The organism is Primorskyibacter flagellatus (assembly GCF_048268605.1).
GTDB lineage: Bacteria > Pseudomonadota > Alphaproteobacteria > Rhodobacterales > Rhodobacteraceae > Primorskyibacter > Primorskyibacter flagellatus.
In genome coordinates this window covers 472573-495944 of the sequence record NZ_JBLWVF010000001.1, presented here as the reverse complement: position 1 = coordinate 495944, position 23372 = coordinate 472573, and the positions used below count along the sequence as shown (strand labels likewise).

Annotated in this window: 26 protein-coding genes and 1 pseudogene; 11 read left to right on the top strand and 16 right to left on the bottom strand. The window is 62.1% G+C overall.

All coding sequences use genetic code 11. The annotated features are described in order from the left end of the window. Positions 1-50: 50 nt before the first annotated feature. Positions 51-1142 (bottom strand): anhydro-N-acetylmuramic acid kinase, encoded by a 1092-nt coding sequence (locus ACN0WV_RS02380; protein WP_417603512.1) that lies wholly within the window; start codon positions 1140-1142, stop codon positions 51-53. Positions 1143-1868: 726 nt separating this feature from the next. Between ACN0WV_RS02380 and tyrS the strand changes: the two genes are divergently transcribed. Next, entirely contained in the window at positions 1869-3122 is a 1254-nt protein-coding gene (gene tyrS, locus ACN0WV_RS02375) for a tyrosine--tRNA ligase (RefSeq protein ID WP_417603510.1), read from the top strand. Positions 3123-3200: 78 nt separating this feature from the next. Here tyrS and ACN0WV_RS02370 read toward each other — a convergent pair whose 3' ends face one another. Next, positions 3201-3329: a hypothetical protein gene (locus tag ACN0WV_RS02370; protein ID WP_417603508.1), complete on the bottom strand. Its 129-nt coding sequence runs from the start codon at positions 3327-3329 to the stop codon at positions 3201-3203. A 46-nt stretch (positions 3330-3375) separates the two neighbouring features. Here ACN0WV_RS02370 and ACN0WV_RS02365 point away from each other — a divergent pair, with 46 nt between their 5' ends. Beyond that, positions 3376-4293 carry a GNAT family N-acetyltransferase gene (locus tag ACN0WV_RS02365; protein WP_417603506.1) on the top strand — a complete coding sequence of 306 codons (918 nt, stop codon included), beginning with the start codon at positions 3376-3378 and terminating at the stop codon, positions 4291-4293. Positions 4294-4413: 120 nt separating this feature from the next. On the opposite strand, the gene ACN0WV_RS02360 is transcribed toward ACN0WV_RS02365, so the two are convergent. Further along, complete coding sequence (locus ACN0WV_RS02360) at positions 4414-4959, bottom strand: peptidylprolyl isomerase (protein WP_417603504.1); 546 nt, start codon at positions 4957-4959, stop codon at positions 4414-4416. After that, complete coding sequence (locus ACN0WV_RS02355; protein ID WP_084349930.1) at positions 4952-5458, bottom strand: peptidylprolyl isomerase; 507 nt, start codon at positions 5456-5458, stop codon at positions 4952-4954. The genes ACN0WV_RS02360 and ACN0WV_RS02355 overlap by 8 nt, the downstream gene beginning before the upstream one ends. 129 nt (positions 5459-5587) lie before the next feature. On the opposite strand from ACN0WV_RS02355, the gene ACN0WV_RS02350 reads away from it, so the two are divergent. From ACN0WV_RS02350 to ACN0WV_RS02315, 8 genes are all read left to right on the top strand, one after another. After that, positions 5588-6775 (top strand): phosphoglycerate kinase, encoded by a 1188-nt coding sequence (locus ACN0WV_RS02350; RefSeq protein WP_417603502.1) that lies wholly within the window; start codon positions 5588-5590, stop codon positions 6773-6775. A 216-nt stretch (positions 6776-6991) separates the two neighbouring features. After that, positions 6992-7921: a class I fructose-bisphosphate aldolase gene (locus ACN0WV_RS02345; RefSeq protein ID WP_084349928.1), complete on the top strand. Its 930-nt coding sequence runs from the start codon at positions 6992-6994 to the stop codon at positions 7919-7921. Positions 7922-8100: 179 nt separating this feature from the next. Next, a complete protein-coding gene (locus ACN0WV_RS02340; protein WP_084349927.1) occupies positions 8101-8403 on the top strand; it encodes an FtsB family cell division protein in 303 nt (100 codons plus the stop codon). A 146-nt stretch (positions 8404-8549) separates the two neighbouring features. Further along, on the top strand, positions 8550-9548 hold the full coding sequence (gene pdhA / locus ACN0WV_RS02335) for a pyruvate dehydrogenase (acetyl-transferring) E1 component subunit alpha (protein WP_084349926.1): 999 nt from the start codon (positions 8550-8552) through the stop codon (positions 9546-9548). Beyond that, positions 9548-9931, top strand: a complete 384-nt coding sequence (locus ACN0WV_RS02330) for a VOC family protein (protein ID WP_084349925.1) — start codon at positions 9548-9550, stop codon at positions 9929-9931. Before pdhA ends, ACN0WV_RS02330 begins: the two co-directional genes overlap by 1 nt. Positions 9932-9934: 3 nt before the next feature. Further along, complete coding sequence (locus tag ACN0WV_RS02325; RefSeq protein ID WP_417603498.1) at positions 9935-11305, top strand: pyruvate dehydrogenase complex E1 component subunit beta; 1371 nt, start codon at positions 9935-9937, stop codon at positions 11303-11305. A 43-nt stretch (positions 11306-11348) separates the two neighbouring features. Continuing rightward, positions 11349-11702 carry a hypothetical protein gene (locus ACN0WV_RS02320; RefSeq protein WP_417603496.1) on the top strand — a complete coding sequence of 118 codons (354 nt, stop codon included), beginning with the start codon at positions 11349-11351 and terminating at the stop codon, positions 11700-11702. Positions 11703-11705: 3 nt separating this feature from the next. Next, positions 11706-12995, top strand: coding sequence for a pyruvate dehydrogenase complex dihydrolipoamide acetyltransferase (locus ACN0WV_RS02315; RefSeq protein WP_417603494.1), 1290 nt, complete (start codon positions 11706-11708; stop codon positions 12993-12995). A gap of 126 nt (positions 12996-13121) precedes the next feature. On the opposite strand, the gene cysE is transcribed toward ACN0WV_RS02315, so the two are convergent. Further along, the gene (gene cysE / locus ACN0WV_RS02310; RefSeq protein ID WP_417603492.1) at positions 13122-13931 is read right to left on the bottom strand and encodes a serine O-acetyltransferase; all 810 of its coding nucleotides are present in this window, start codon (positions 13929-13931) and stop codon (positions 13122-13124) included. Positions 13932-14010: 79 nt separating this feature from the next. Between cysE and ACN0WV_RS02305 the strand changes: the two genes are divergently transcribed. Next, positions 14011-14343: a TraR/DksA family transcriptional regulator gene (locus ACN0WV_RS02305; protein WP_417603489.1), complete on the top strand. Its 333-nt coding sequence runs from the start codon at positions 14011-14013 to the stop codon at positions 14341-14343. A 58-nt stretch (positions 14344-14401) separates the two neighbouring features. On the opposite strand, the gene ACN0WV_RS02300 is transcribed toward ACN0WV_RS02305, so the two are convergent. The 11 genes and pseudogenes from ACN0WV_RS02300 to ACN0WV_RS02250 all read right to left on the bottom strand — a co-directional run bounded on the left by ACN0WV_RS02300 (position 14402) and on the right by ACN0WV_RS02250 (position 23239). Further along, positions 14402-18310, bottom strand: a complete 3909-nt coding sequence (locus ACN0WV_RS02300; RefSeq protein WP_417603487.1) for a baseplate multidomain protein megatron — start codon at positions 18308-18310, stop codon at positions 14402-14404. A gap of 4 nt (positions 18311-18314) precedes the next feature. After that, positions 18315-18752, bottom strand: coding sequence for an NlpC/P60 family protein (locus ACN0WV_RS02295; RefSeq protein ID WP_417603484.1), 438 nt, complete (start codon positions 18750-18752; stop codon positions 18315-18317). Then, positions 18752-19636, bottom strand: a complete 885-nt coding sequence (locus ACN0WV_RS02290; RefSeq protein WP_417603482.1) for a DUF2163 domain-containing protein — start codon at positions 19634-19636, stop codon at positions 18752-18754. Before ACN0WV_RS02290 ends, ACN0WV_RS02295 begins: the two co-directional genes overlap by 1 nt. Beyond that, positions 19636-20268 carry a phage distal tail protein, Rcc01695 family gene (locus tag ACN0WV_RS02285; protein ID WP_417603480.1) on the bottom strand — a complete coding sequence of 211 codons (633 nt, stop codon included), beginning with the start codon at positions 20266-20268 and terminating at the stop codon, positions 19636-19638. The genes ACN0WV_RS02290 and ACN0WV_RS02285 overlap by 1 nt, the downstream gene beginning before the upstream one ends. A 10-nt stretch (positions 20269-20278) precedes the next feature. Continuing rightward, positions 20279-20940 (bottom strand): annotated as a pseudogene (locus tag ACN0WV_RS02280) (phage tail tape measure protein). Further along, positions 20933-21136 carry a rcc01693 family protein gene (locus ACN0WV_RS02275; protein ID WP_084349915.1) on the bottom strand — a complete coding sequence of 68 codons (204 nt, stop codon included), beginning with the start codon at positions 21134-21136 and terminating at the stop codon, positions 20933-20935. Before ACN0WV_RS02275 ends, ACN0WV_RS02280 begins: the two are co-directional and overlap by 8 nt. Continuing rightward, positions 21133-21459 (bottom strand): gene transfer agent family protein, encoded by a 327-nt coding sequence (locus ACN0WV_RS02270; RefSeq protein ID WP_417603478.1) that lies wholly within the window; start codon positions 21457-21459, stop codon positions 21133-21135. Before ACN0WV_RS02270 ends, ACN0WV_RS02275 begins: the two co-directional genes overlap by 4 nt. A 4-nt stretch (positions 21460-21463) precedes the next feature. After that, positions 21464-21877 (bottom strand): phage major tail protein, TP901-1 family, encoded by a 414-nt coding sequence (locus tag ACN0WV_RS02265; protein WP_417603476.1) that lies wholly within the window; start codon positions 21875-21877, stop codon positions 21464-21466. 23 nt (positions 21878-21900) lie between these two features. Beyond that, a complete protein-coding gene (locus ACN0WV_RS02260) occupies positions 21901-22311 on the bottom strand; it encodes a DUF3168 domain-containing protein (RefSeq protein WP_084349912.1) in 411 nt (136 codons plus the stop codon). Continuing rightward, positions 22308-22646: a head-tail adaptor protein gene (locus ACN0WV_RS02255; RefSeq protein WP_084349911.1), complete on the bottom strand. Its 339-nt coding sequence runs from the start codon at positions 22644-22646 to the stop codon at positions 22308-22310. The genes ACN0WV_RS02260 and ACN0WV_RS02255 overlap by 4 nt, the downstream gene beginning before the upstream one ends. After that, positions 22643-23239, bottom strand: coding sequence for a head-tail connector protein (locus ACN0WV_RS02250; protein ID WP_417603473.1), 597 nt, complete (start codon positions 23237-23239; stop codon positions 22643-22645). Before ACN0WV_RS02250 ends, ACN0WV_RS02255 begins: the two co-directional genes overlap by 4 nt. Between the last annotated feature and the right edge of the window lie 133 nt (positions 23240-23372).

Sequence of the window (23372 nt, the reverse complement as noted above, 5' to 3'; positions counted from 1 at the left end):
AAACTCGCGGCCACCAAACGACGGATCTAAGGAACCGCTTCGGGAAACGGTCAGGGCGTGCTGATCACTCCGCCGCTTACCGGCACGCGCACGCCCGTTGTGGACGGCGCAGAGGTGGGCAAGCCGCGCGCCACCCGCACCGCGAGGTGCGCAAAGGCCTGTGCCTCCAGCATATCGCCGTCAAGCCCGACGGTTTCGACAGCGATTACCGGGCATGACAGCGCATCCTGAAGCATCCGCATCATCACGGGATTGCGCCGCCCACCGCCCGTCACCAACACGCGGTCCGGCGGAATTGGACATTGCGCCATTCCGCGCTTCACCGACGCGGCCGTCATCGCGGTCAATGTCGCGGCCGCATCGGCGTCAGACAGCCCTCGCACAAGGTCCAGCGCTGTCGCAAAGTCATCCCGGTCCAGTGATTTAGGTGGGCTGCGGCGGAAAAAAGGATGGTCCAGAAACTTCGTCACCGCACTGTCCAGAACCGTTCCGCACGCGGCCAGCGCGCCGTCGCGGTCACACTCCAGCCCGCGGCGCTGCATCATCAAGTCGTTGATCGGCGCATTGGCGGGCCCCGTATCGAAAGCCAGCAACGCGCCATCGACCTCCGGCGCAGGTTTGTTGGGGTCTATCCATGTCAGGTTGCCGACCCCCCCAAGGTTGAGAAAACACAAGGGAACTGTGGCCCCGATCCACGCCGCGCAAGCGAAATGAAAGAACGGTGCCAGCGGCGCGCCTTCGCCGCCTTTCGCCACGTCGTCGCTGCGAAAATCCCAGACCACCGGGACGCCCAAGGCCTGCGCCAATGCCGCGCCGTCCCCCATCTGATGGGTGCCCCGCCCCTGCGGATCATGCGCCAGCGTCTGACCGTGAAATCCCACAAGTTCGGCCCCCTGAAACGTTAACAACAATTCAACATGCGCCGACAGGGAAACATCCGGAGCCTGCCCAAGGTCCTCGTCGGGCCAGCGCCCCAGCGCCGCCCGAAGCGTGGCCTGTTCGCCGCCGGAATACCGCCGATATTTGGTGTCACCAAAGGCTTCGATCTTTACGCCATCAGTGCGCAGCATCGCAGCATCCACCCCGTCCAAAGAGGTGCCGGACATTGATCCCAGCGCCAGAACGCTGCCGTTCGTATCCATTGTCGCCATCCCAAACCGCCCCGTTTGAAACCCTTTTGGGGCGAAACACGCTGCTGTTCAATGCATGCACCGGAAATTCGCCAAAGGTACATGGCTGTGCGCATCTGAGTCGAGCAGCGCCTGATGTTTCGTCTTTTGTGCAGCCGGCATATGCCACCGGGATAAAGAGCACACCCGACGGATGCGATGGAACCACTGCGCATACGCAATGAAAACAAAATGTTTCGTAACATCATACCAAATATTTCGATAAAATTCTGCTACGAAAAGCCGTTGGCTGACATTTCGGCACACGCTATAGCCCCGTCCTTTTCATTGGCAAAGAACGCGTGTCTGCTGAATGGCGTCGATAATTTTTCAAGTATTGGATATGACGTCCTGAAGACATTCCTCGCTGCGAAAGGCGAGGACTTTCTGGGCAAATCCCGACAAACGGCCATGAGCTTAGAACCCGCGACACGCCGAACAATCGCTCGCTGGTTAGCATATTAGCGCAGACTTTGAAGGCGTCTTGCCCTTGCGGTGCCTGCCGCTGCTGACTGCTCCGGGTTCATGGCTTATCTGCACCACAGGCGCAAAAAAGGACTGCCTGACCCGGCAGCACATTTTGAGAAACGCGACATCAAAACCCGGGTTCGGTCCGGGTTGTTCTTTGCGCCTTGAAGCCCGGCCCGACGGTAGGCTAAACGAAGCCACCGAATACTCTGGCCAATGAATGGACAAACCATGACCTACCACCCCAAATCGGACTTCATGAATGTCATGATGAAGCGCGGCTTTCTGGCCGATTGCACCGATTATCAGGGGCTGGACGAGGCGCTGAATGCGGGCGTGGTGCCGACCTATATCGGCTATGACGCCACGGCGAAATCGCTGCATGTGGGTCATCTTCTCAACATCATGATGTTGCGCTGGCTGCAAAAGACCGGCCACAAGCCGATCACCCTGATGGGCGGCGGCACCACCAAGGTGGGAGATCCGTCTTTTCGCGCCGATGAACGTCCCCTGCTGACGCCTGCGCAGATCGACGACAATATCGCCGGGATGAAACAGGTGTTCTCCAAATACCTGACCTATGGCCAGGGCCCGACCGATGCCTTGATGCTCAACAATGCCGAATGGCTGGACGGGTTGAACTACCTCGATTTCCTGCGCGACATCGGGCGGCATTTCAGCGTCAACCGGATGCTGTCGTTTGAGTCTGTAAAATCGCGGCTGGACCGCGAGCAATCGCTGTCCTTCCTCGAATTCAACTACATGATCCTGCAAGCCTATGATTATCTTGAGCTGAACCGGCGCTACGGTTGCCTGTTGCAGATGGGCGGCAGCGATCAATGGGGCAATATCGTCAACGGCATCGACCTGACGCGCCGGGTGCTGGACCACGAGATCTACGGGCTGACCTCGCCTTTGTTGACCACCTCGGATGGCAAGAAGATGGGCAAGTCGGCGGGCGGTGCCATGTGGCTGAATGCCGATATGCTGGCGCCCTATGAGTTCTGGCAATTCTGGCGCAACACCACCGATGCCGATGTGGGCCGGTTCCTCAAACTCTATACAGAAATGCCGCTGGACGAATGTGAACGGCTTGGCGCATTGGCAGGGTCCGAAATAAACGAGGCCAAGATTGTGCTCGCCAATGCCGTCACGACAATGTGCCACGGAACCCAGGCCGCCGCTGCGGCAGCGGATACCGCGCGCGAAGTTTTTGAAAAGGGCGGCGTGGGCGATGATCTGCCAACGCTGGCGCTGTCGGCCGAGGAAATCGGAGAAGGTATTTCCATCGTGCAACTGATCGTCCGGGCGGGTCTTGCAAATTCCGGCAAAGAGGCCAAACGCCTGATCGCCGAGAACGGTGCTCGGATTGACGACGCTCCGCTATCTGATGCCGGTCTGATGCTGGATGCGGCCGCTCTGTCCTCTCCGGTGAAACTGTCGGCAGGCAAGAAACGGCACGCCTTGATCCGTATCGCGGATTGAGCGCGACAAGGCCTTGCCACTGCGCGCGGGTAAACTGCGCGCAGTCCGCCATTGGATAGATCGCAATAATCTTCAGCACTACACCATATACTCCACAATCGCGACGATCGCGGCAGGTAGCGACAGAACCACCGCGACAAGGAAAGCTGCGGCAAGCGTCGGCCTGGGGCGCGGGGCTTTGATGCCGCGAACGGTTTGAATCGTCATGGCGCGATTAACGCCGAATTAGGTTTCCAGCGTCTTAACTGGAGCCATGGAGACTGATTTTCCCGCCAGCCTGGCTCTGCCCTTGCAGCAATCCCCGCATTATGCCCGCGCGCTGGATCTGCTTGGCCTGCGCGCCGAAAGTCTGGCAATCCGCAAAGACGGTGCGCCAATCGGGTGGTGCTTGACCCAAACGCGGCGGCTGCGCCTGTTTGGCGACGTCCGCATGGTGACGCGCGGTCCGGTCTGGAAGAACGCGCATGCAGACGCTGCGCTCGACTGGTTGGCGCAGTGGCGGTCCAACAACCGGGCCGGGCCTTTGCTTTTCAATGCCGACAGAATGGCATTCGATGCGCTGCGGAACGATGGTTTCTGGCCATTGATGACCGGGGCCACCGTTGCGATGCTTGCCTTGTCGACCCCCGACGAGATGCGCAGCCGTCTGACGCAAAAATGGCGCAACCGATTGGTACGCGCCGAGAACGGCCCGCTGAGCGTTCGCAGCCAGAATTTTGACGGCGACCCTTCGCATTGGCTTCTGGCGGCAGATAAGATGCAACAGCGCCGACGCGGCTATTCCGGCCTGCCGCCCGCCTTCACCACTGCCTTTGCCCGCTCCAATCCCCGCAGCGCCCGCGTGTTCACGGCCTGCCAGAAGAATGAACCTGTCGCGGCGGTTCTGATTCTGCGGCATGGACGCATGGCAACCTATCACATCGGGCACACGCTGCCCGAGGGACGAAAATGCAATGCCCACAATCTGCTGATGTGGCGGGCGATGACCTGGTTGGCAAAGAACGGCCACGATCTTCTGGACCTTGGGACAGTCAACACGCAGGATGCGCCGGGGATTGCGCGGTTCAAGTTGGGGACAGGTGCCAACGCCAAGCATCTGGGCGGCACATGGCTCCACCTGCCGGGGCTTGCGCCGTTTGCGCGCCGCTTGCCCAAACGGATGGCCGCGTGATGCTGGTACGGGCCAACCTGACCGCCCCTGTTTCCAACGTTACGCACAGCAAAAAGCCGCGCCCGGTTCACCCCGGCGCGGCCTTTCATCCACATTTGCGTCAGGCATGCGCCGAGCGTGTCACCGCGACACAGTGACCTTTGCCATACGGTCAGGCTCTCCGATCACGGCACCGTTCGGACCCTCACCGCGCTTGATCGCATCAACCACATCCATGCCATCGGTGACTTTGCCGACAACCGTGTACTGGCCGTTCAGAAAATCGCCCGGCGCGAACATGATGAAGAATTGCGAATTCGCACTGTTAGGCGATTGCGACCGCGCCATGCCGACAACGCCGCGTTCGAACGGACGGTCAGAAAATTCGGCGGGCAGATCCGGCAGGTCAGACCCGCCGCGCCCCGCCATTCCCATATCGCCACCAAGCTTGCCGAATTCCACGTCGCCGGTCTGCGCCATGAAGCCGTCAATCACGCGGTGGAACACGATGCCGTCATAGGCACCCTGCTCTGCCAGCGTGGCGATCCGGTCGACATGTTTCGGGGCCACATCCTCGAACAGGTCGACGGTGATGGTGCCGCTGGTGCCGCCCGCAACCTCGATTGTCATTTCGGTGGCCAAAGCTGGCGAACCTGCCAGCATCAGCGCCAGTGCAAGCTTACGCATCTGCGGCCACCTTGACAGAGATCATCCGGTCCGGGTTTGCCGGCGGCTCACCCTTTGCAATATCATCAACATGCTCCATACCGCTGATCACACGGCCATAAACGGTGTATTGACCGTTCAGAAAGCTGTTATCCTTGAAGTTGATGAAGAATTGCGAATTGGCCGAGTTCGGGTTCTGGCTGCGCGCCGCGCCCAAAGTGCCCCGGTCATGCGGCAGCTTGGAGAATTCGGCAGGCAGGTCCGGCAGGTCCGAACCACCTGTGCCGGCACGGCCCGGATTGTAGTCTTTTTCCATGTTGGCATGCTCGACATCGCCGGTCTGCGCCATGAAGCCGTCGATGACACGGTGGAAAGCAACGTTGTCATAGGCACCGGCGCGGGCCAGTTCCTTCATGCGCTCTGCATGTTTCGGGGCCACATCGGGCAACAGTTCGATTGTGACGGTGCCACCCTTCAATTCGATCAGGATGGTGTTTTCGGGGTCTTTTATCTCTGCCATTGTCCGGCTCCTTCGCTGCGTTTGGCGTGATACCTAAGCTTGCAATGGCCAATTGCCAAGCGTGCGCATTGACCTGGCTGTCCGGGTTGGTCAGAACAACCGCAACAAAAGGCAGAAAAGGAACGCCCCATGGCCTGGAAAACGCTCGATCAGATGGACATTAGCGGCAAACGTGTGCTGGTGCGTGTCGATATCAACGTACCGGTCGAGGATGGCCGCGTCACCGACGCCACCCGCATCCAGCGAATTGCCCCCACCGTGCGCGACATTCTGGATGCGGGTGGCAAACCGGTCTTGCTCGCACATTTCGGGCGGCCCAAAGGCAAGCGCGTGCCGGAAATGAGCCTGCAACCGCTGGTGCCCGCGTTGGAACAGGCGTTTGGCGCGGATGTGGTCTTTGTTGCCGATTGCGTGGGACCTGCGGCCGAGGCTTCGGTGACAGCGCTGCAACCCGGTCAGGTCCTACTGTGCGAAAACACGCGGTATCATCCGGGCGAAGAGAAAAACGACGCGGAACTGGCCGCCGACATGGCCCAACTGGGCGATATTTACTGTAACGATGCGTTTTCCGCCGCCCACCGTGCCCATGCCTCGACCGAAGGCTTGGCGCGGTTGCTGCCCTCATGTGCCGGTCGTCTGATGCAGGCGGAACTCAGTGCGCTGGAGGCCGCTTTGGGCGAACCGAAGCGCCCGGTGGTCGCGGTCGTTGGCGGGGCGAAAGTGTCAACAAAGCTCGACCTTCTGGGCAATCTGGTGGCACGCGTCGACTATCTGGTGATCGGCGGCGGCATGGCCAACACGTTCCTCGCCGCACAGGGCGTGGATGTGGGCAAGTCGCTGTGCGAACACGAAATGGCAGACACCGCGCTGGAAATCGTCGCCAAGGCCAAAGCGGCGGGCTGCGAGATCATCCTGCCGTCGGACGTGGTGGTGGCGCGTGAATTCAAGGCCGGTGCTGCGCATGAAACCGTGCCAGCCACCGATTGCCCCGCCGACGCGATGATCCTTGATGCCGGCCCCGACACGGTGTCGCGCATTGCCCAGGTTTTCGAAGGTGCAAAGACGCTGATCTGGAACGGCCCGCTTGGCGCGTTCGAGATCGAGCCATTCGATGCCGCCACCAACGCCGCCGCCGCCAAGGCCGCGCAGCTTAGCCGGGATGGCGCATTGATCTCTGTTGCGGGCGGCGGCGACACTGTGGCGGCGCTGAACAAGGCCGGCGCTGCGGATGACTTCACCTATATCTCCACCGCAGGCGGTGCTTTTCTGGAATGGATGGAAGGCAAGACATTGCCGGGCGTCGCGGCGCTTGGCTGACCGGCAGTGCGCAACCCTTTTGCGCATGGCGCAAAAGGTCGGGGCAGCCCGGCCTTTTCCCGTTTCAAGGGCACAAACCCGGCGTTGAACCGCCATGAGTTCACGCTGTTGGCGCAAACACTGTCACTGTTAGCGCCAACAGCGTTGCAAGCGATATGTCCTGCCCATATTCGGAACACATAAAGTCAACCGCTGCTGCGAAAGGGCGTTCAAGCCATGAAATCCACCCGTACCGTTCAAAAAATTCTGTCCAATTACGAAGGCGAAACGCCCGGCGTGAAGGCCAACCTGAACCGGATGCTGATGACAGGCAAACTGGGCGGCACTGGCAAGATGATCATCCTGCCCGTCGATCAGGGCTTCGAACACGGCCCCGCACGCAGCTTTGCCCCCAACGCCCCGGCCTACGACCCGCATTATCATTACAAGCTGGCGATCGAGGCCGGGATGAACGCCTATGCCGCGCCGCTGGGGATGCTCGAAGCGGGGGCCGACACATTTGCAGGCCAGATCCCGACGATCCTCAAGGTCAACAGCGCCAATTCCCTGATGCCGTCCGAGCAGCCCAAGACGCAAGCTATCACCGCAAGCGTCGATGACGCGCTGCGTATCGGCGCCGGCTGTATCGGCTTTACCATCTATCCCGGTTCCTCCGCTGGTCTTGGCATGTTCGAGGAAATCGCAGAGATGCGCCGCGAAGCCGCCGCCAAGGGCGTGGCCACCGTGATCTGGTCCTATCCGCGCGGTGAGATGCTGGACAAGGACGGCGAAACCGCCATCGACATCGCCGCCTATGCCGCCCAGATTGCGGCCCTGCTGGGCGCACATATCATCAAGATCAAGCTTTCAACCGATCACCTGTCCCTGCCCGAGGCCAAGAAAGTCTACGAATCCGAAGGCATCGACATCGCCAGCCAGGCCGCGCGCGTGCGCCACTGTGTCGATTCGGCCTTTGCGGGCCGCCGGATCATGGTGTTCTCGGGCGGGGCCAAGAAAGGGGCCGACAGTGTTTATGACGACGCGCGCGCCATCCGTGACGGCGGCGGCAACGGGTCGATCATCGGGCGCAACAGCTTCCAGCGTTCGCGTGAGGATGCCTTGGACATGCTTGGCAAACTGGTCGACATCTACAAAGGTCGCGACTGAACTTTTGGCCCTGCGCGCCATTTCGGACAAAACCGGTCTGCGCAGGGCCACCCCTGATTGTTGCTCAAGGATCACGGGGATTTTTTTTCGAAATTCTCCTTTTCCGGAATGATTCCCAGCGTGATTCGTCTGTGCCATAGTTTCTGAAAGCGCCCCGAGAGGCGCAGTGAGGCAGAATTATGAGCATCCTTCGAAACCGGCCCGCCTTCGGCGTCGTGATATTTTTCGCCGTGGCCTTCAGTCTTGGCATCTACTTCACCTTTGCCGCAGTCCAAGGCGATTTCGGCCTGTTCAGACGCGCCGAGATCAGGATCGAGGCGCAACACCTCGCCGAGGAGTTGGCCCAGTTGGATGCCGAGGTGACGCGCATGCAAAACCTGTCGCGCCGCCTGTCCGACGACTATCTGGATCTGGATCTGCTCGACGAACAGGCCCGCGATGTGCTGGGCCTGATCCGCGCCGACGAGATCGTGGTCCGCTAACTCTCAGCCCGCCCAAAGCAGGCGTGTGATGCACGCTTTCACGCAGGTGTCTTTTGCGTCGGACCGGACTTGCCAGGCAAGCCTTCCCCTTCTACGCTGATCACAAGTTCAAGGCTAAACTATCCAGCCAATGGAGGGCCTCACAGATGGCAGCCCGGAAATCCGCGACCAAGCCCAACGTCTCTGCCGAAGAGTTGACGCGCTATTACCGCGACATGCTTTTGATCCGCAGATTCGAGGAAAAAGCCGGTCAGCTTTACGGAATGGGCCTGATCGGCGGCTTCTGTCACCTTTATATCGGCCAAGAAGCTGTCGTCGTCGGGCTGGAGGCCGCGGCAGAAGACGGCGACAAGCGCATCACCTCTTATCGCGACCACGGCCACATGCTGGCCTGCGGCATGGATCCCAATGGCGTCATGGCGGAATTGACCGGCCGCGAAGGAGGGTACTCCAAGGGCAAGGGCGGCTCGATGCATATGTTCTCCAAAGAGAAACATTTCTACGGCGGTCACGGAATTGTCGGGGCGCAGGTGCCGATTGGCGCAGGCCTCGCCTTTGCGGACAAGTACCGCGACAACGGCCGCGTGACCTTTACCTATTTCGGTGACGGTGCCGCCAATCAGGGGCAGGTCTACGAGACATTCAACATGGCGGCGCTTTGGAAGCTTCCGGTGGTTTTTGTCATTGAAAACAACCAATACGCCATGGGCACCGCGCAGCAACGCTCTACCTCCACGCCGGATCTTCACACACGAGGCGAAGCGTTCGGCATCCCCGGCGAGGTGGTGGACGGCATGGATGTTCTGGCCGTCAAGGCGGCTGGCGAAACCGCAGTCGGTCACTGTCGCGCGGGCAAGGGTCCCTATATCCTGGAAATCAAAACCTATCGCTACCGTGGCCATTCGATGTCCGACCCCGCCAAATATCGCACCCGCGAGGAGGTGCAGAAAATGCGCGAGGAACGCGACCCGATCGAACATGTCCGCATCATGCTGCTTGAAGGCAAACACGCCACCGAAGACGATCTCAAGGCGATCGACAAAGAGATCAAGGCGGTGGTCAATGCCAGCGCGGAATTCGCCAAGGATAGCCCCGAACCCGCGCTTGAAGAGCTTTGGACAGATATATACGCGGAGGCCGACTGATGCCACATTTCGAGATCCACGCCGAGGATCCTGCCCGCGCCCGCGCCTTCTATACCGGCCTTTTCGGCTGGGAATTCACCCCCATGCCGGGTGGCGAGGAGGTCGATTACCACCTGATAGACGGCAAGGATCTGGGTGACAGCCTGACCGGCGGCTTGATGAAGCGGATGGATGCCACACCGGCACCAAACGGCCCCATTCGCGGCTGCACCTTGACCTTCGAGGTGGCGGATGTCGATGAACGCTACGCCTGGGCGCTTGAACATGGCGGCGCCGAAGCGTTGCCCCCGACCGATTATCCCGGCGTCGGCCGCGCGGCCTATGTCGAGGATGGTCAAGGCAATGTCGTGGGATTTGTCACGCCCGCTGAAACGGAGAGTTAGGACATGGCCACAGAAATTCTGATGCCCGCTCTGTCGCCGACGATGGAAGAAGGCACGCTCGCCAAATGGCTGGTCAAGGAAGGCGATACCGTCTCTTCGGGCGACATCCTTGCCGAGATCGAAACCGACAAGGCCACGATGGAATTCGAGGCCGTGGATGAGGGCATTCTTGGGCGCATCCTGATCCCGGCCGGCACCGAGGGCGTCAAAGTAAATACCCCCATCGGATTACTTCTTGACGACGGCGAAGACGCTGACTCTGCCACCGTTGAAACCGCGCAAAGCCAGCAACCGGCCCCTGCCGACAAAACGCTGACCTCCGAAAGCGCACCCGCCGCGGCGCGCACCCATCCGGAACCCGACCGCTCGCCCGACTGGCCCGAAGGCACGGAGACACACCAGCAGACCGTCCGCGAGGCGCTGCGGGATGCGATGGCCGAAGAGATGCGCCGCGATGGTGACGTGTTCCTGATGGGCGAAGAGGTCGCTGAATACCAAGGTGCCTACAAGATCAGCCAGGGGTTGCTTGAAGAATTCGGCTCCAAACGGGTCATCGACACACCGATCACCGAACACGGATTTACCGGCATCGCCGTGGGGGCCGCCTTTGGTGGGTTAAAGCCGATCGTCGAATACATGACGTTTAACTTCGCCATGCAAGCCATGGATCAGATTGTAAATTCTGCCGCCAAGACCCTTTATATGTCCGGCGGTCAGATGGGTGCGCCGATGGTATTTCGCGGCCCCAACGGTGCCGCTGCACGCGTCGGGGCCCAGCACAGTCAGGACTTCGCCGCCTGGTTTTCGCATATTCCGGGCCTGAAGGTCGCGATGCCCTATTCCGCCTCGGACGCCAAAGGACTGCTGAAAACCGCCATCCGCGATCCGAACCCGGTGATCTTTCTGGAAAACGAAATCCTCTATGGGCGCAGCTTCGATGTGCCGAAACTCGACGATTTCACCGTGCCGTTCGGCAAGGCGCGGATCTGGCGGGAGGGCACGGATGTGACCATCGTCAGCTTCGGAATCGGGATGACCTACGCGCTGGAAGCCGCTGAAAAGCTTGCCGAAGACGGGATCAGCGCCGAAGTCATCGACCTGCGCACCCTGCGCCCGTTGGACACGGCAACCGTCATTGCATCGGTACAGAAAACCAACCGCTGCGTCACGGTCGAGGAAGGCTTTCCCAAGGGCGCGATCGGCAACCACATCTCGGCCATCCTGATGCAAGAAGCGTTCGATTGGCTCGACGCGCCCGTAATCAACTGTACCGGCAAGGACGTGCCCATGCCCTATGCCGCCAACCTCGAAAAGCACGCGCTGGTCATCACCGAAGAGGTGATGGAAGCCGTGCGGAAAGTGACATATCGGTGATGCCGCCAATGCCCCTCCCGGCCTCCTCGATCGCGGTCAGACGATGACCCGCGTTGAAGTGCAGGGCCGCGACGTCGCAAACGAAGCCTACCGGATCGCGACAACGGTGGCAGGAACACCTGTCCGCGCTCTTGTGCCTGAATGCCTGATGCAGGGCCCGCGCCCCGGTGACCGCCCGTCCCACCGGGAAGCCTATGAATGGATCGCCGCCCACAAATCCCCGCTGATCCGAGCCGTGGAAACGCTTTCACGCGGAAAGCTTCCACGACGCCCCTATGACATTCTGACACTGATCGAAGACGCCCCTGCTTCTTCTTGGCCAACATACTCCGGGGGTGTGGGGGCTGGCCCCCACGCGCCGAAGCCCTCATCCGGTGCGCCGTCAAAGAGGACCTGACCGATGCCTATAGAAATCCTGATGCCCGCCCTCAGCCCGACGATGGAAGAAGGCACGCTCGCGAAATGGCTCGTCAAGGAAGGCGACACCGTGTCGTCCGGCGACATCCTCGCAGAGATCGAAACCGACAAGGCAACGATGGAGTTCGAGGCCGTCGATGAAGGCTCGATCGGCCAGATCCTCATCTCGGAAGGCACTGAAGGTATCAAGGTGAACACCCCCATCGCGGTGCTGCTCGAAGAGGGCGAAAGCGAGAAGGACATCCCGGCCAAAACCGGGCAAACGACCCCGCACGACACCAAGGTCGAATCAAAACCCGCCCTGGCCCCCGAGCCGGGGCCTCGCGCGCCCGCCGCGCCAAAATCCGCCTCTGGTGAGCGCATCTTTGCCTCGCCGCTGGCACGTCGTATTGCTGCGCAGAACAATCTGGATCTTGGGCAGATCAAAGGCTCCGGTCCACATGGGCGGATCGTCCGCGCAGATGTTGAAGGTGCCCCCCCCCAAGCCGCCGCGCCTGCCAGCGCAACGCAAGATCGCGCAGATGCGCCCCCATCCGTGCCGCCTGTCTCCTCAGGTCAGATCGCAAAAATCTATGCCGACCGTCCGCATGATGAAATACCGCTCGACGGGATGCGCAAGACGATTGCCGCGCGGTTGACCGAAGCCAAACAGCAGATTCCGCATTTCTACCTGCGCCGCGATATTCAACTGGACGCTCTGCTCAAATTCCGCGCCGATCTGAATGCGCAACTCGACGCGCGCGGGATCAAACTCAGCGTCAATGACTTCATCATCAAGGCCTGTGCGCAGGCCCTCCAACAGGTGCCTGCCGCCAATGCCGTCTGGGCCGGTGACCGCATCCTGCAATTGACGCCCTCGGACGTCGCAGTTGCCGTGGCAATCGAGGGCGGCCTGTTCACACCCGTTCTCAAGGACGCCGAAAAGAAAACCCTCACCACCTTGTCAGCCGAGATGAAAGATCTTGCCGCGCGCGCGCGGGACCGAAAACTGGGCCCCCATGAATATCAGGGCGGCAGCTTTGCCATTTCCAATCTGGGCATGTTCGGGGTCGAGAATTTCGATGCGGTGATCAACCCGCCCCACGGCGCAATCCTTGCGGTTGGCGCGGGCATCAAAAAGCCTGTTGTCGGTCCGGATGGCGATCTGACAGCCGCTACCATCATGTCCGTGACACTTAGCGTCGATCACCGTGTCATAGACGGCGCACTTGGGGCAGAATTGCTGGCGGCGATCAAGGAAAACCTCGAAAATCCGATGGTTATGCTGGCGTGACGTGTGGCAGCCGATCACGGCGTCGATCTCCACAAAGGCATGGCGCGGCAGACTAACGCGCCCCTGTCCTACCTTCACATCGGCACCCAAACGACCGCGTCGCCTTACACCTATCAGGCTGATGCTTCACGCACCCGAACGCAGAATCTGGTCCATGGTCATCGACGGCTGGTCACATCCTGCCTCGCCCACGATCCGTGCAGGCACGCCCGCCACGGTCTTGCAGGCCGGAACCGCATCCAGAACGACTGACCCTGCGGCGATGCGAGAGCAATGGCCGATATGAATATTGCCCAGCACCTTTGCACCGGCCCCGATCAACACGCCGTCGCCGATCTTCGGGTGGCGGTCTTCCTCTTCCTTGCCGGTCCCGCCAAGGGTCACAGAATGCAACATCGAGACATTGTCGCCCACAACCGCAGTTTCGCCAATGACGATGGAATGTGCGTGGTCGATCATGATCCCGCGCCCGATCCGCGCCGCCGGGTGGATATCCACGCCAAAGGCTTCGGAACAGCGCATCTGGAAGAAATAGGACAGGTCCCGCCGCCCGACGCGCCACAGCCAGTTGGCAACGCGGTAGCTCTGCAAGGCCTGAAAGCCTTTGAAAAACAGCAATGGTTGCAGGAAACGATGGCATGCCGGGTCGCGATCATAGACCGCGACGATATCGGCCCGCGCCGCTGCTGCCAGGTCGGGATCTTTGGAATAGGCCTCGTCGCAGATTTCACGCAGCATCTGTTCGGACATCTCGCCCGAGGCGAGTTTCAGTGACGTCCGATAAGCCAGCGCGGCCTCGATGGTGCCGTGATGCAGCACACTCGAATGGACAACGCCCCCCAAAAGCGGCTCTTCACGAATCGCGACGTGACCCTCTTCAATAATCTGGCTCCACACCGGATCGAGTTCGGCGAGCTTCGCGCGGGTCGTTGGCATGGCAATTCCTCCTTGGACCGTGCTTGAATACACCAGATAGGGGGCCAACGCCAATTGCAAACCTGTGATGGAGGAAATCATGGACCGAAATGACAAATTTCGTGAATTGATCGAGGATCGGCTGGCCGCCTTGAACGATGACAGCGCGTTGGGTCGTGACAGTCAGGCCGTCGTCGAACTGGACCAGCAGGCGGTCGGCAGGCTCAGCCGCATGGACGCATTGCAGGCGCAGGCGATGGCCCGCGCCGGTCAAGTCCGCCGTGATGCCGAAGCCACGCAACTGCGTCAGGCCCTGCAACGACTGGATCAAGACGAATACGGATGGTGTGACGATTGCGGTGAACAGATCGCCGAAAAGCGGCTGGAGGTCGATCTGGCCGCCACCCGCTGTATCGGCTGTGCGTCCGGCTAGACGTCGCGTCGCCCGGACATACCCAGCGCGAGAGAAACCCATCGCGCAGGGTCGCCGTTCAGATCGCGGCCTTCACCTTCGCAAATGGCCCCGGCCCGAATCGCGCCGAAAGCTGCGCGACCGCGACTGTCACCCCCGGCCCGTCCTGTGCCCGCGCCGCGGCGCTGTAATGCCAGGCAGATGTTTCCAGTGTGTGTTCGCGCAGCACCGTCTCGCCCTGTAGCACCCGCAGCAAGTAGGCTTCGCGTTCTTCGCCAAGGGGCACTTCGGGGGTTTCCCAGATGTCACCTTCGGTTCTGGTCCGCCTGATCCAGCTGACATCGAAACCACCGTCCGACACCGCAAGCCGCAGATGCGCCGGGCGGTAGGGCCGCAGCCCGATGCCCTCGAACGCGTGTACTTCGTGGACATAGCTGGGGTCGTCATAACCGCGCTTCGCCGGACCGATCCGGTAATGTCGCGCCAGCCCGCGTGTCGCGGTTGCCAGCTCTATCTGCTGCGGCGTGCCATCCAGCATCACCACCCAGGATCCGGCGGGCCAGACAGCGGGCTGCGTCCCGTCAGTACCCGCCTGCCCGCGTAACCTGTGCGACAACAGCCAGGTGTCCTTGTCCACCAGTTCGGCATCGCGGAACTGGAACACCTCCCATCCGCCCGGTGTGCCATCCCCGATCGCGGCCATGTTCGCGCCGGACAGCAACGCGCCATCGCTGACGCTTTGCAAGGCACCGGAGGTCAGCTTGATCTGAAGGTCGCCGCCCCGGTCAATGCGGCCAGCGGGTGCGGCAAATAACGGTGTCTCTGTCAGGCCCACCTTGGATTGTGCCGCGATGATCTGGTTAAGCCCGTAATCCTCGTCGCTCACGGCATCATAGACGGCAACGGTTCCGGGCCATGGATCCGCCGCCAGCGCCAGATGCGGAGAGTGAGCGACCTCATCACCGGTCAGCAGCGGCAGATCCAGAAACAGCGGCAAGACTGGGACCGGCGCGGAGAACGGGCGCAAGCTGACTTGGTCATCGGGGAATTCAGACGGTCGGTAGACATCGGGATCAACCCGGACGGCCTCGATCAGTTGACCATTGCCATGTTCGATGCGGTCGACGCGGTACAGCGCGCCATCCTCGTCAAGCGCCACCACATCGCCAGCGCCAATATCCATCCGCGAAGGCGGCAAGGCAAAGCGCACCGCGTCCCGCGACAGCCTCGCCTCGGAGAGCCAACGCTCGGCGGTCTGACGACCCTCGGCACGGGTCATCGACAGGGCAAGCTCTGTCTCCGCCACCGAATGCGTGGTGTCGTCGGGCAATACGGTTTCTTCGGCCACGGTGTCATAATCGCCATCCGCCTGTAGAAACCGCACCCGGACACGGCCGGACATTTCCACATCTGCGGCGCGGGTCTGCTCTACCGTGCCCTCGAATTCCGCGTTTTCGGCAAGTGCTTCGTGGCCCAGCGACAGAGGTTTGGTCTGCGCCCGCATCACAAAGCTCAGCAGGCCGTTCCGCTCTACCGCGTCGAACCCGTAGGCCAGCATCAAGGGTTGCAACGCGCCACGCGCCGCCGCGACATCCGGCACCACATAGCCGCGCACGAACCCGTGCAGCCCGCTGACGTCATAGTCCCTCAAACCTGCCCGTTCGCAGATCTCGGCCACGACAGAGGCCAGCGTGCGCCCCGAGGATCGCCCGTTCAGCCAATGACCGCGCAGGTAGTTCGCCCCGTCAGACCACAAGGCGCGGTTGGCGGGGAACCACGGATAAGGCCGCGCGTCCCACGCCCAGACGAATGCCCGGTCCATGTCGATCATCGGGCCGTCATAAATCTCGGACACGGGGTTATGTGCCGGATCGCGCCAATATCCCTGCATCGCGCGCAGATACTGGTGCTGGATCAGCTCGTCCCGCCGACCGTCCGAATAATGCGGCAATGCGGATTCCGAGCTTTTGGGGTCCAGAAACTTGTTGGGCTGGTTGCTGCCCTTGTCGATCGCCGCGCAGCCATATTCGGTGAACCAGATCGGTTTCGACCCCGGCACCCAGGCCGTCGGCTGCGCCTGCCGTTCGCCTGCGATCCGTTCGTGATGCGGGTTCGACCACCAGTTGCGGATATCCTTGTACCGCCAGACCCAGGGCTCGTCATGGGCCTCGTCGGTGATCGGTACACGGCGCTGCGCTGCGCGCGGCTCATCGGACGGGTAATACCAGTCGTAGCCTTCGCCGCCCTCGATATTCGATGCGAGATAATCCTGGTTGTGGATCGACTCCCACGCTGCGTCGGCGTGATCATGCCCGTCACGCCAGTCCGACAAAGGCATGTAATTGTCGATCCCGATGAAGTCGATATTGTCATCCGCCCAAAGCGGATCAAGGTGAAAGCGCAGATCGCCCGTGCCATCCTGCGGGTGATGACCGAAATACTCCGACCAGTCAGCCGCGTAGCCAATCTTGCACTCCGGCCCCAGAAGCGCACGCACCTCTGCCGCCAGTGCCTGCAACTCCGCAACCGCCGGATAGCCGGAACTGCCACGGATCGTCGTCAGCCCTCGCATTTCCGAGCCGATGCAGAATGACGACACACCGCCCGCCGCCGCGCACAGCGCCGCATAATGCAGGATGAAGCGCCGAAATCCCCATTCGGCGGGACCGGAATAGCCGACCTTTCCATTCCCCACCGCGAAGTCGGCGGCACTGGCCGTCCCGAAAAACTGCGCGACCTGCGCATCGGCGGCGGCTGTTCCATCGGGCGATCCGTCCTGACCGGGGGCCGCCGAAAGGGTGATCCTTCCGCGCCACGGCAACGGCGGCTGTCCTTCCGCACCCGTCCACGGATCCGGCACGGTGTTTCCAGCCTGCTGATCCATCAGGATAAACGGATAGAACATCACGTCCTGCCCGCGCTCGTTCATCTCGCGTATGGCCTGCACAACAGAAGTGTCACATGGGGTGCCGCCATATACCGGTCGCCCCTCCACCTCCGGCACGATGCCCGCGGTCGCGCGCGTCTGTCCCGCAACCCTCCAGGGCATCGTACCGGCGTCAAACTCGTCCTGCTCCACGCGTGGGCGCAAGCTACAGGCGCCGCAGCGCAGATCGTTGCCAAACCAGCTGACGACCAGCGACACGGAGCGGGCGTTGGGGAGTTCCGCCTCCAGCATGTCCAGCGATTGCAGAAGGTCGGGCTGTTCCGAGCCGGTGTTGATATTGGCAATCGCGGCCTTGCCGCCGCCATATTTGAAATGCACAGGCACAGTGGCCAGCGCGTATTCGTCGGTTCCGGGCATCAGTGCGACGCCGCTGATCCCATGCGCCACGCTGGCGGGATCGTCCTTGTCCTGATCGGGGCGCGTGACCTCAAAGCTGAACTGCGGGATACGATTGCCGAACCGTTCCAATGCCAGATCCTCGAAGACCACATAGGCGGTGCCACGATAGGCCGGCACACTGCCCGCCCCTTCGACTGCCGCAATTGCCGGGTCGGGCAACTGGTCGCGGCTGCCCGGATAGACGCGCATCGACACATCGCCCAAAGGCACTTCGGCACCATCGGCCCAGACCCGGTGCACACCGGTGATTTCGCCTTCGCAAAGCGCCAGCGCAATGCTGACGGAATAGCTGAACGACTTTGTCTTGGGCTGACGTGGCGCGCCCTTGCCGCCACCGCCGCCGCCGCCGCTAGTGGTGACGTGTTCCTGAAATTCCGTCGCCCAGATCAGGTGCCCACCGATCCGCATACGCCCGTAGACCTGCGCAATCGGGGCACCTTCGCCCGCACCTGTCAGACGAAACCGGTCGATGCGGCCGGTTTCGACCGTCTCCGATCCCTGCCCCATCAGGCGCTGGTCGATGGCCCGACCCAGCGTCGCCCCGGCAAACCGGCCCACGGCCGTCATCGACAGGCCCAGCAGGCTCCCGCCGACAGAGCTTCCAAGCGCCGCACCCGCGGCCGACAGCAGAATCGTCGCCATGAGATTATCCCTCCAGAGGAAAACGGAAACGCGCCACGATGCGGCGTCTCCAGGGGGCGCTGAGCGGGCTTTCGACCACCCCATGCCCCGTATATGCGTGAACGAAGGCGGGCAGAGTTCCTGCCTCCGAAAGGATGCCCAGATGCTTCGCGACCGCCCCGTTCCGCATTCGGAACAGCAACACATCGCCGGGCTTAATGTCCGGCCCGGCGGGCGAAAGATGCGCAAGGGCAGCGGCCCACAGGCGTTCCTCGCCCTGCGGCTCCGACCAGTCGAACGTGTAGGCCGGAATGATTACAGGCTCTGGCCCGACCACCTCGCGCCAAACTCCGCGCAAAAGACCCAGGCAATCGGTGCCCGCGCCCCGCGTTGAGGCCTGATGCCGGTAAGGCGTCCCCAACCAATCGCGCGCCGCGTTCACCACCTGCAAACCCGCCGCCATCACCGTCGGCTCCCGCCGGATTGCGCCGTGGCGACCGATGGATGCACCATGACCCAATCCTCTTCGGGAATGTCGGGGAAACCCTGAAAGTTCAGTTGATTGGCGAATTTCAACTGGCAGGTTTCGAAGCGCTTGTCACAGCCCGCGATCACGCGGATCTTGTCGCCAGAGGCAATGTCTGCCCGCATCGGCTCCCACAACTCGACGATGCGCAGATCGCCTTCGGACCTGTCGCGCTTCACTGCGCCTCGAAGCCCCTTTGCCGCCCCTGACAGCACTTCAAAACGTCCACGTTGAAACCACCCGGCATCAAAGCTGCCCGTATCGCCGAACCGAAAGATCCGCCGCGCTTCAACGTCGATCAGATGCGCCTCGACCGAATAGCCCGGTGTCGACGTGTCGAAACCACATGCGCTATCGCCCAAAACGGCCGAGCACGGTTTCTGGAACACGCGCCCCAGCGGACGGTTCAGCGCCTCGCTCAGCCCGCGCAGTTCCGCCTCAAACGCGCCGCCGGATCGTCGGATCTCGCCCAGAGAGCCACGAAACAGCAATTGCCGTTCGTCCGGGTTTGCCCAATTCACCAGCCAGGACGACACTTCCGCGCCGTCGAACCGCCCCGAGGCAATATCCGCCTCTGAAATCGCCGACGAAGACAGCGCGCCCATCGCTTCGCTATTGTCCACCGACAGGCCGGTACTTTGTTGCAGCGCCCGCGCGGTCAGGCCGGTATCCGCACGATGGATCATGCCGTTAAAGACCAGATCGCAATCGTGATCGGTAAAGCCCATCTGGACGCCATCGCGCCGCGTCACGCTCCAGGCGCGTGCAACGGTGGTGCAGCCGGTTTGCAGATGCGTCTTCAGCCCCTCATGAAACGTCATCAGACCCGTACCTCCACCACTGGCACGTCGGGCACCTCGCCTGCATGGAAACTGGCGACGCTTGTGCGGATACTGTCCGTGTCGAACCGCACCGGAACGTCGAATTCGAACCCGGCCGTCACCTCGCCTTCCGCCAGCGGCGGCTCTGCAAAAGTGATGAGGCCCGTCTCGTCATCGACTTCGTAATGCACGCCGTGAAGCAGTTCGTCGCCCTGCACACCCGCACGGACAGAACCCTGCACAGGTTTCGTCACGGGGCGGTCATAATGGCTGTCTCCCGACCAGTAGCGCTTGATCAGTTGGAACGTCACCGTCGCGCCGTCACCGCGCGCGATCACCTGATCGTCGAAGCGGACAGTCCGCGACGCGCGACAACTTTTGTAATCCGCCCAGTCTTTCCAGCGAAAGCCGAACAGCTGCCCCTGACGGGCCTCGAAAAAGGCGATAAGCTCGCCGATATCGTCCAGCGACCGCAATCCCAACCCGGCATCGTAGCGCCGTCGGGAATGTGCCCAGGGCGTATTGCGTTCCTCGAACCCGTTCGCCAGCGTCACAACATCGGTGCGCCGTTCGGGACCGCCGACCGACCCAAAGCTCAGGCTGGCCGGAAATCTGACTTCGTGAAATGACATGACGTCCTCCTCAGCGGTTGCGTTGACCGCGGCTTAACGCGCGGCTCATCTGGGCGGCGACCTGCGCCTGACTGCGGCGGAACCCATCGACATCCGGCGTGGAGATGTTCATCACCACCGTCGTCGCGCCGGCCCCGCCCTGCGCCTGCACGCCCAGTTTGCCATCCGCACCGCGTGTCAGGGGCATGATCGCTTCAGGCCCGGCCTCGCCCATCAGCCCGGTGCCGCCGCGCATCGGGAAATTCGTAGGCCCGGTGACAACGCCGCCCTTGGCGAAAGGCATAACCGGCCCTGCCCGAAGGCCGCGCCGTCAGCAAAAGGCGATGCGCCGCCGAAAATTCCCGACACGCCGCCCGCGATCAGGCTGCCAACGTGATCCGTCACCGGCTTGACAGCCGCGTTATATGCAGTGCCGATCATGGAGTTGGCGATCCGCTCCAGCGCGTCCGACAGCTTCATCCCGTCGAACACAACCCCGTCGATTGCGCCCTTCAAACCCCGGCTCAGCGAGGTTTCCAGCGCAGCGACCCCCTTGCCGGTGGCACTGAAGGTCTGGTGGATACGGCGCATTTCCGCATCGAACCCGGCCGCCATGCCGGTCGCGGAAGCCAGAGAATTTTCCAGCGCATCCACCTGATTTTCCAACGTTTCCACTGCGTCTCTGTCAGACATCTTCTGCCCTTTCCTGACTGTCGGGATAGGCGCGGATCAGCGCCTCCAACCCATCGCGCCCCAGGGACGCCGCGCCGGAGCGTTCGCCCAGCATCACCCGCAATTCGGCAGGTGTCAGTGCCCAGAACTCCGCCGGGCGCAGACCCAGCCCCTGCAAGCCGGCCCGCATCAGCGCCGGCCAGTCCAGCGCGGTCACGTCGCGATCTCCTCCGGTGGCAGAAAGGCGCGGGTCAAAAGCTCTGCCGCCACCCGTGCCGCCGCCATCGGACCGCCGCTGATTTCGGCCGCCAGAAGATCGCCCGCGCGGCCCTGCCAGCCGCCGCCACGAAGCCCCGCGACGATCAAGGCCAGCACATCGCGGCTGCTGACCTTGCCGCCTTCGAAACGGGCCACCAGATCCATAAGCGATCCGCTGTCCAACCCGGCTTCCAACTCTGCCAATGCGCCCAGAGTCAGGCGCAACTGGTGCTGCACCCCGTCGATCTCCAGCGCGACTTCCCCTCTGTACGGATTGGTCATGGCCTTAAATCGCCGTAAAGATCAGCTGACCGGCGGAGGCCATGGACAGCTCGTAGGTCGCTTCGCCGTTATGCGAACCGGCATATTCGATCGCCGTCACCTGGAACGGGCCTTCGACCACCCCGAAATCCGGAATGATGACCTGAAAATCAGGTGTCTCGCCGTCGAAGAAGATCTGACGCGCGCGCTCGTCCGTCGTGTCATCGCGGAACACGCCCGACCCTGAAAGCGAGGCCGAACGCACACCCGCGCCGCCCAGCAATTCGCGCCAGCCGCCCGAGCTTTCCAAAGAGGTCACATCGACCGTCTCGGCGTTGAAACTTACCCGCGTGGCACGCAGCCCCGCCAGCGTCTGGAACTGGCCGACACCGGTCAGATCCACCTTGATCAGCATGTCCTTGCCGTTCTGGGCACCCATGGCATTTACTCCGTTGATAGTGTTTAGTTGTCTTCCACGCGGGCGCGGAATTTCAGGTCGATGCGGCGGATGGTTCCGGTTCCCACACGCGCTGCCTGCGCCTTGAGAAATCGCATCCCCACCAATCGTCCGCGACTGAGTGTCAACGCGGGATCTTCCAGCGCGTCACTGATCGCAGCGGCGGCTTCCTTGGCCTGCTGGAACCCGGAAGCGCCTGTGACGACGGTGATCGTCAGGTCATGCTCTGCCCCTGCACCCGTGGCATCGGATTTGTCGCGGACCACCTCGGCCCCCAGCGTGACGTAAAGATCCGGCACCCGGCCGGATGGCAGCGCATCGTAGACATGCGCACCGACGGTGGCCTGCACCCTGGCATCTGCCAGCAGGCACGCATAGACGGCCGACTGAAGCGGTGCAGAAAGCGCATAGCTCATGCCGCGACCTCCTCTTCGGCAAAGCAGATCAGGAACCGGCCACGCGGGTCGCGTTCGCTCACGGCTTCGATCCGGTAATGCCTGGTGCCTTCACGGAACCGCTGTCCTGCCTGTGGGCGCATCGCACTGCCCACCGGGGCACCGCGCACCGTTATCTTGAACCCCATGACCGAGGCCGAGGATGCAGGTCCGGACACTTCGCGCCCGCTGCGCGGCTTGACCTCTGCCCAAAGCGTGCCAAGTGCGTTCCAGCCCTCGTCGTAGCCTCCCGCCCCGTCGGCCGTGACCAGCGGTGCCTCCAGCACCAGCGGGCGGCTCAGTTCGACGGTACTCATTGCTCTGCCCCCAGGCCGATCCGAAGCGGCCGGTAGCGCTCAATCAGGCTGGTCACGCCGAAGGGCATGCAGCCGCGACCCAGCGAGGTCTCGTCGCGGTATTCGTAATAATGCGCGGCCAGCAGCATCACCGCCTGCGCCAGATCGGCGGGCAGATTGCCCCAGTCCGGCGACATTCCGGCGGTCAGTTTCAGTTCGGCATGACCGCCATGCGGAATCGTCGGCAGGCAGGTGCCCATCGGTGCCAGAACCGGACGCACCGCATCCTGCACCAGACGGTATTTGCCCGGTTCGATCACCGTCGGCAGGCCGTCGCGTCCAACCATGGACACTTGCGAAATCGCGCTGACCGGGGCAATCGGCAAGCCCTGCCCGGCACCGTTCCAACGCTCCACCGTCCAGGTGAAATCACGCGCGATCAGCGCCTTCCCGGTGCGCGCCTCAATGGCCGCAAGCGCCGCGCGCAGAAAACCTTCCAGCAATCCGTCCTGCAAGCTATCCTCGGCAAAGCCCGATCCCAGCCGCAGGTGGCTTCGCAATCCGGCAATCGGAAGCACCGCCTGCGGCACTGTGGTTTCTTCGATCAACATCATGGATCGTCTCCAAACATCCTGCCCCTCCGCGGGAGCTTTTCCGGCAAAAAAGACGCGCGCCGCTCACGTTGCTCGGACGGAGGGGAGCAGCTGGACAACGCAAGTCCAAACCGGCGCGCGCCAGGGCAGCGGG

Bases quoted from the DNA above. Each gene is read 5' to 3' on its own strand.
- ACN0WV_RS02300 (WP_417603487.1), bottom strand. From the start codon at position 18,310: ATGGCGACGATTCTGCTGTCGGCCGCGGGTGCGGCGCTTGGAAGCTCT.
- ACN0WV_RS02255 (WP_084349911.1), bottom strand. From the start codon at position 22,646: ATGAGTACCGTCGAACTGAGCCGCCCGCTGGTGCTGGAGGCACCGCTG.
- ACN0WV_RS02315 (WP_417603494.1), top strand. From the start codon at position 11,706: ATGCCTATAGAAATCCTGATGCCCGCCCTCAGCCCGACGATGGAAGAA.
- pdhA (WP_084349926.1), top strand. From the start codon at position 8,550: ATGGCAGCCCGGAAATCCGCGACCAAGCCCAACGTCTCTGCCGAAGAG.
- ACN0WV_RS02250 (WP_417603473.1), bottom strand. From the start codon at position 23,239: ATGATGTTGATCGAAGAAACCACAGTGCCGCAGGCGGTGCTTCCGATT.
- ACN0WV_RS02365 (WP_417603506.1), top strand. From the start codon at position 3,376: ATGGAGACTGATTTTCCCGCCAGCCTGGCTCTGCCCTTGCAGCAATCC.
- tyrS (WP_417603510.1), top strand. From the start codon at position 1,869: ATGACCTACCACCCCAAATCGGACTTCATGAATGTCATGATGAAGCGC.
- ACN0WV_RS02350 (WP_417603502.1), top strand. From the start codon at position 5,588: ATGGCCTGGAAAACGCTCGATCAGATGGACATTAGCGGCAAACGTGTG.
- ACN0WV_RS02370 (WP_417603508.1), bottom strand. From the start codon at position 3,329: ATGACGATTCAAACCGTTCGCGGCATCAAAGCCCCGCGCCCCAGGCCG.
- ACN0WV_RS02360 (WP_417603504.1), bottom strand. From the start codon at position 4,959: ATGCGTAAGCTTGCACTGGCGCTGATGCTGGCAGGTTCGCCAGCTTTG.
- ACN0WV_RS02285 (WP_417603480.1), bottom strand. From the start codon at position 20,268: ATGTCATTTCACGAAGTCAGATTTCCGGCCAGCCTGAGCTTTGGGTCG.
- ACN0WV_RS02330 (WP_084349925.1), top strand. From the start codon at position 9,548: ATGCCACATTTCGAGATCCACGCCGAGGATCCTGCCCGCGCCCGCGCC.
- ACN0WV_RS02305 (WP_417603489.1), top strand. From the start codon at position 14,011: ATGGACCGAAATGACAAATTTCGTGAATTGATCGAGGATCGGCTGGCC.
- ACN0WV_RS02380 (WP_417603512.1), bottom strand. From the start codon at position 1,142: ATGGATACGAACGGCAGCGTTCTGGCGCTGGGATCAATGTCCGGCACC.
- ACN0WV_RS02260 (WP_084349912.1), bottom strand. From the start codon at position 22,311: ATGAGCTATGCGCTTTCTGCACCGCTTCAGTCGGCCGTCTATGCGTGC.
- ACN0WV_RS02325 (WP_417603498.1), top strand. From the start codon at position 9,935: ATGGCCACAGAAATTCTGATGCCCGCTCTGTCGCCGACGATGGAAGAA.
- ACN0WV_RS02295 (WP_417603484.1), bottom strand. From the start codon at position 18,752: ATGGCGGCGGGTTTGCAGGTGGTGAACGCGGCGCGCGATTGGTTGGGG.
- ACN0WV_RS02345 (WP_084349928.1), top strand. From the start codon at position 6,992: ATGAAATCCACCCGTACCGTTCAAAAAATTCTGTCCAATTACGAAGGC.
- cysE (WP_417603492.1), bottom strand. From the start codon at position 13,931: ATGCCAACGACCCGCGCGAAGCTCGCCGAACTCGATCCGGTGTGGAGC.
- ACN0WV_RS02320 (WP_417603496.1), top strand. From the start codon at position 11,349: ATGACCCGCGTTGAAGTGCAGGGCCGCGACGTCGCAAACGAAGCCTAC.
- ACN0WV_RS02270 (WP_417603478.1), bottom strand. From the start codon at position 21,459: ATGACCAATCCGTACAGAGGGGAAGTCGCGCTGGAGATCGACGGGGTG.
- ACN0WV_RS02340 (WP_084349927.1), top strand. From the start codon at position 8,101: ATGAGCATCCTTCGAAACCGGCCCGCCTTCGGCGTCGTGATATTTTTC.
- ACN0WV_RS02265 (WP_417603476.1), bottom strand. From the start codon at position 21,877: ATGGGTGCCCAGAACGGCAAGGACATGCTGATCAAGGTGGATCTGACC.
- ACN0WV_RS02290 (WP_417603482.1), bottom strand. From the start codon at position 19,636: ATGACGTTTCATGAGGGGCTGAAGACGCATCTGCAAACCGGCTGCACC.
- ACN0WV_RS02355 (WP_084349930.1), bottom strand. From the start codon at position 5,458: ATGGCAGAGATAAAAGACCCCGAAAACACCATCCTGATCGAATTGAAG.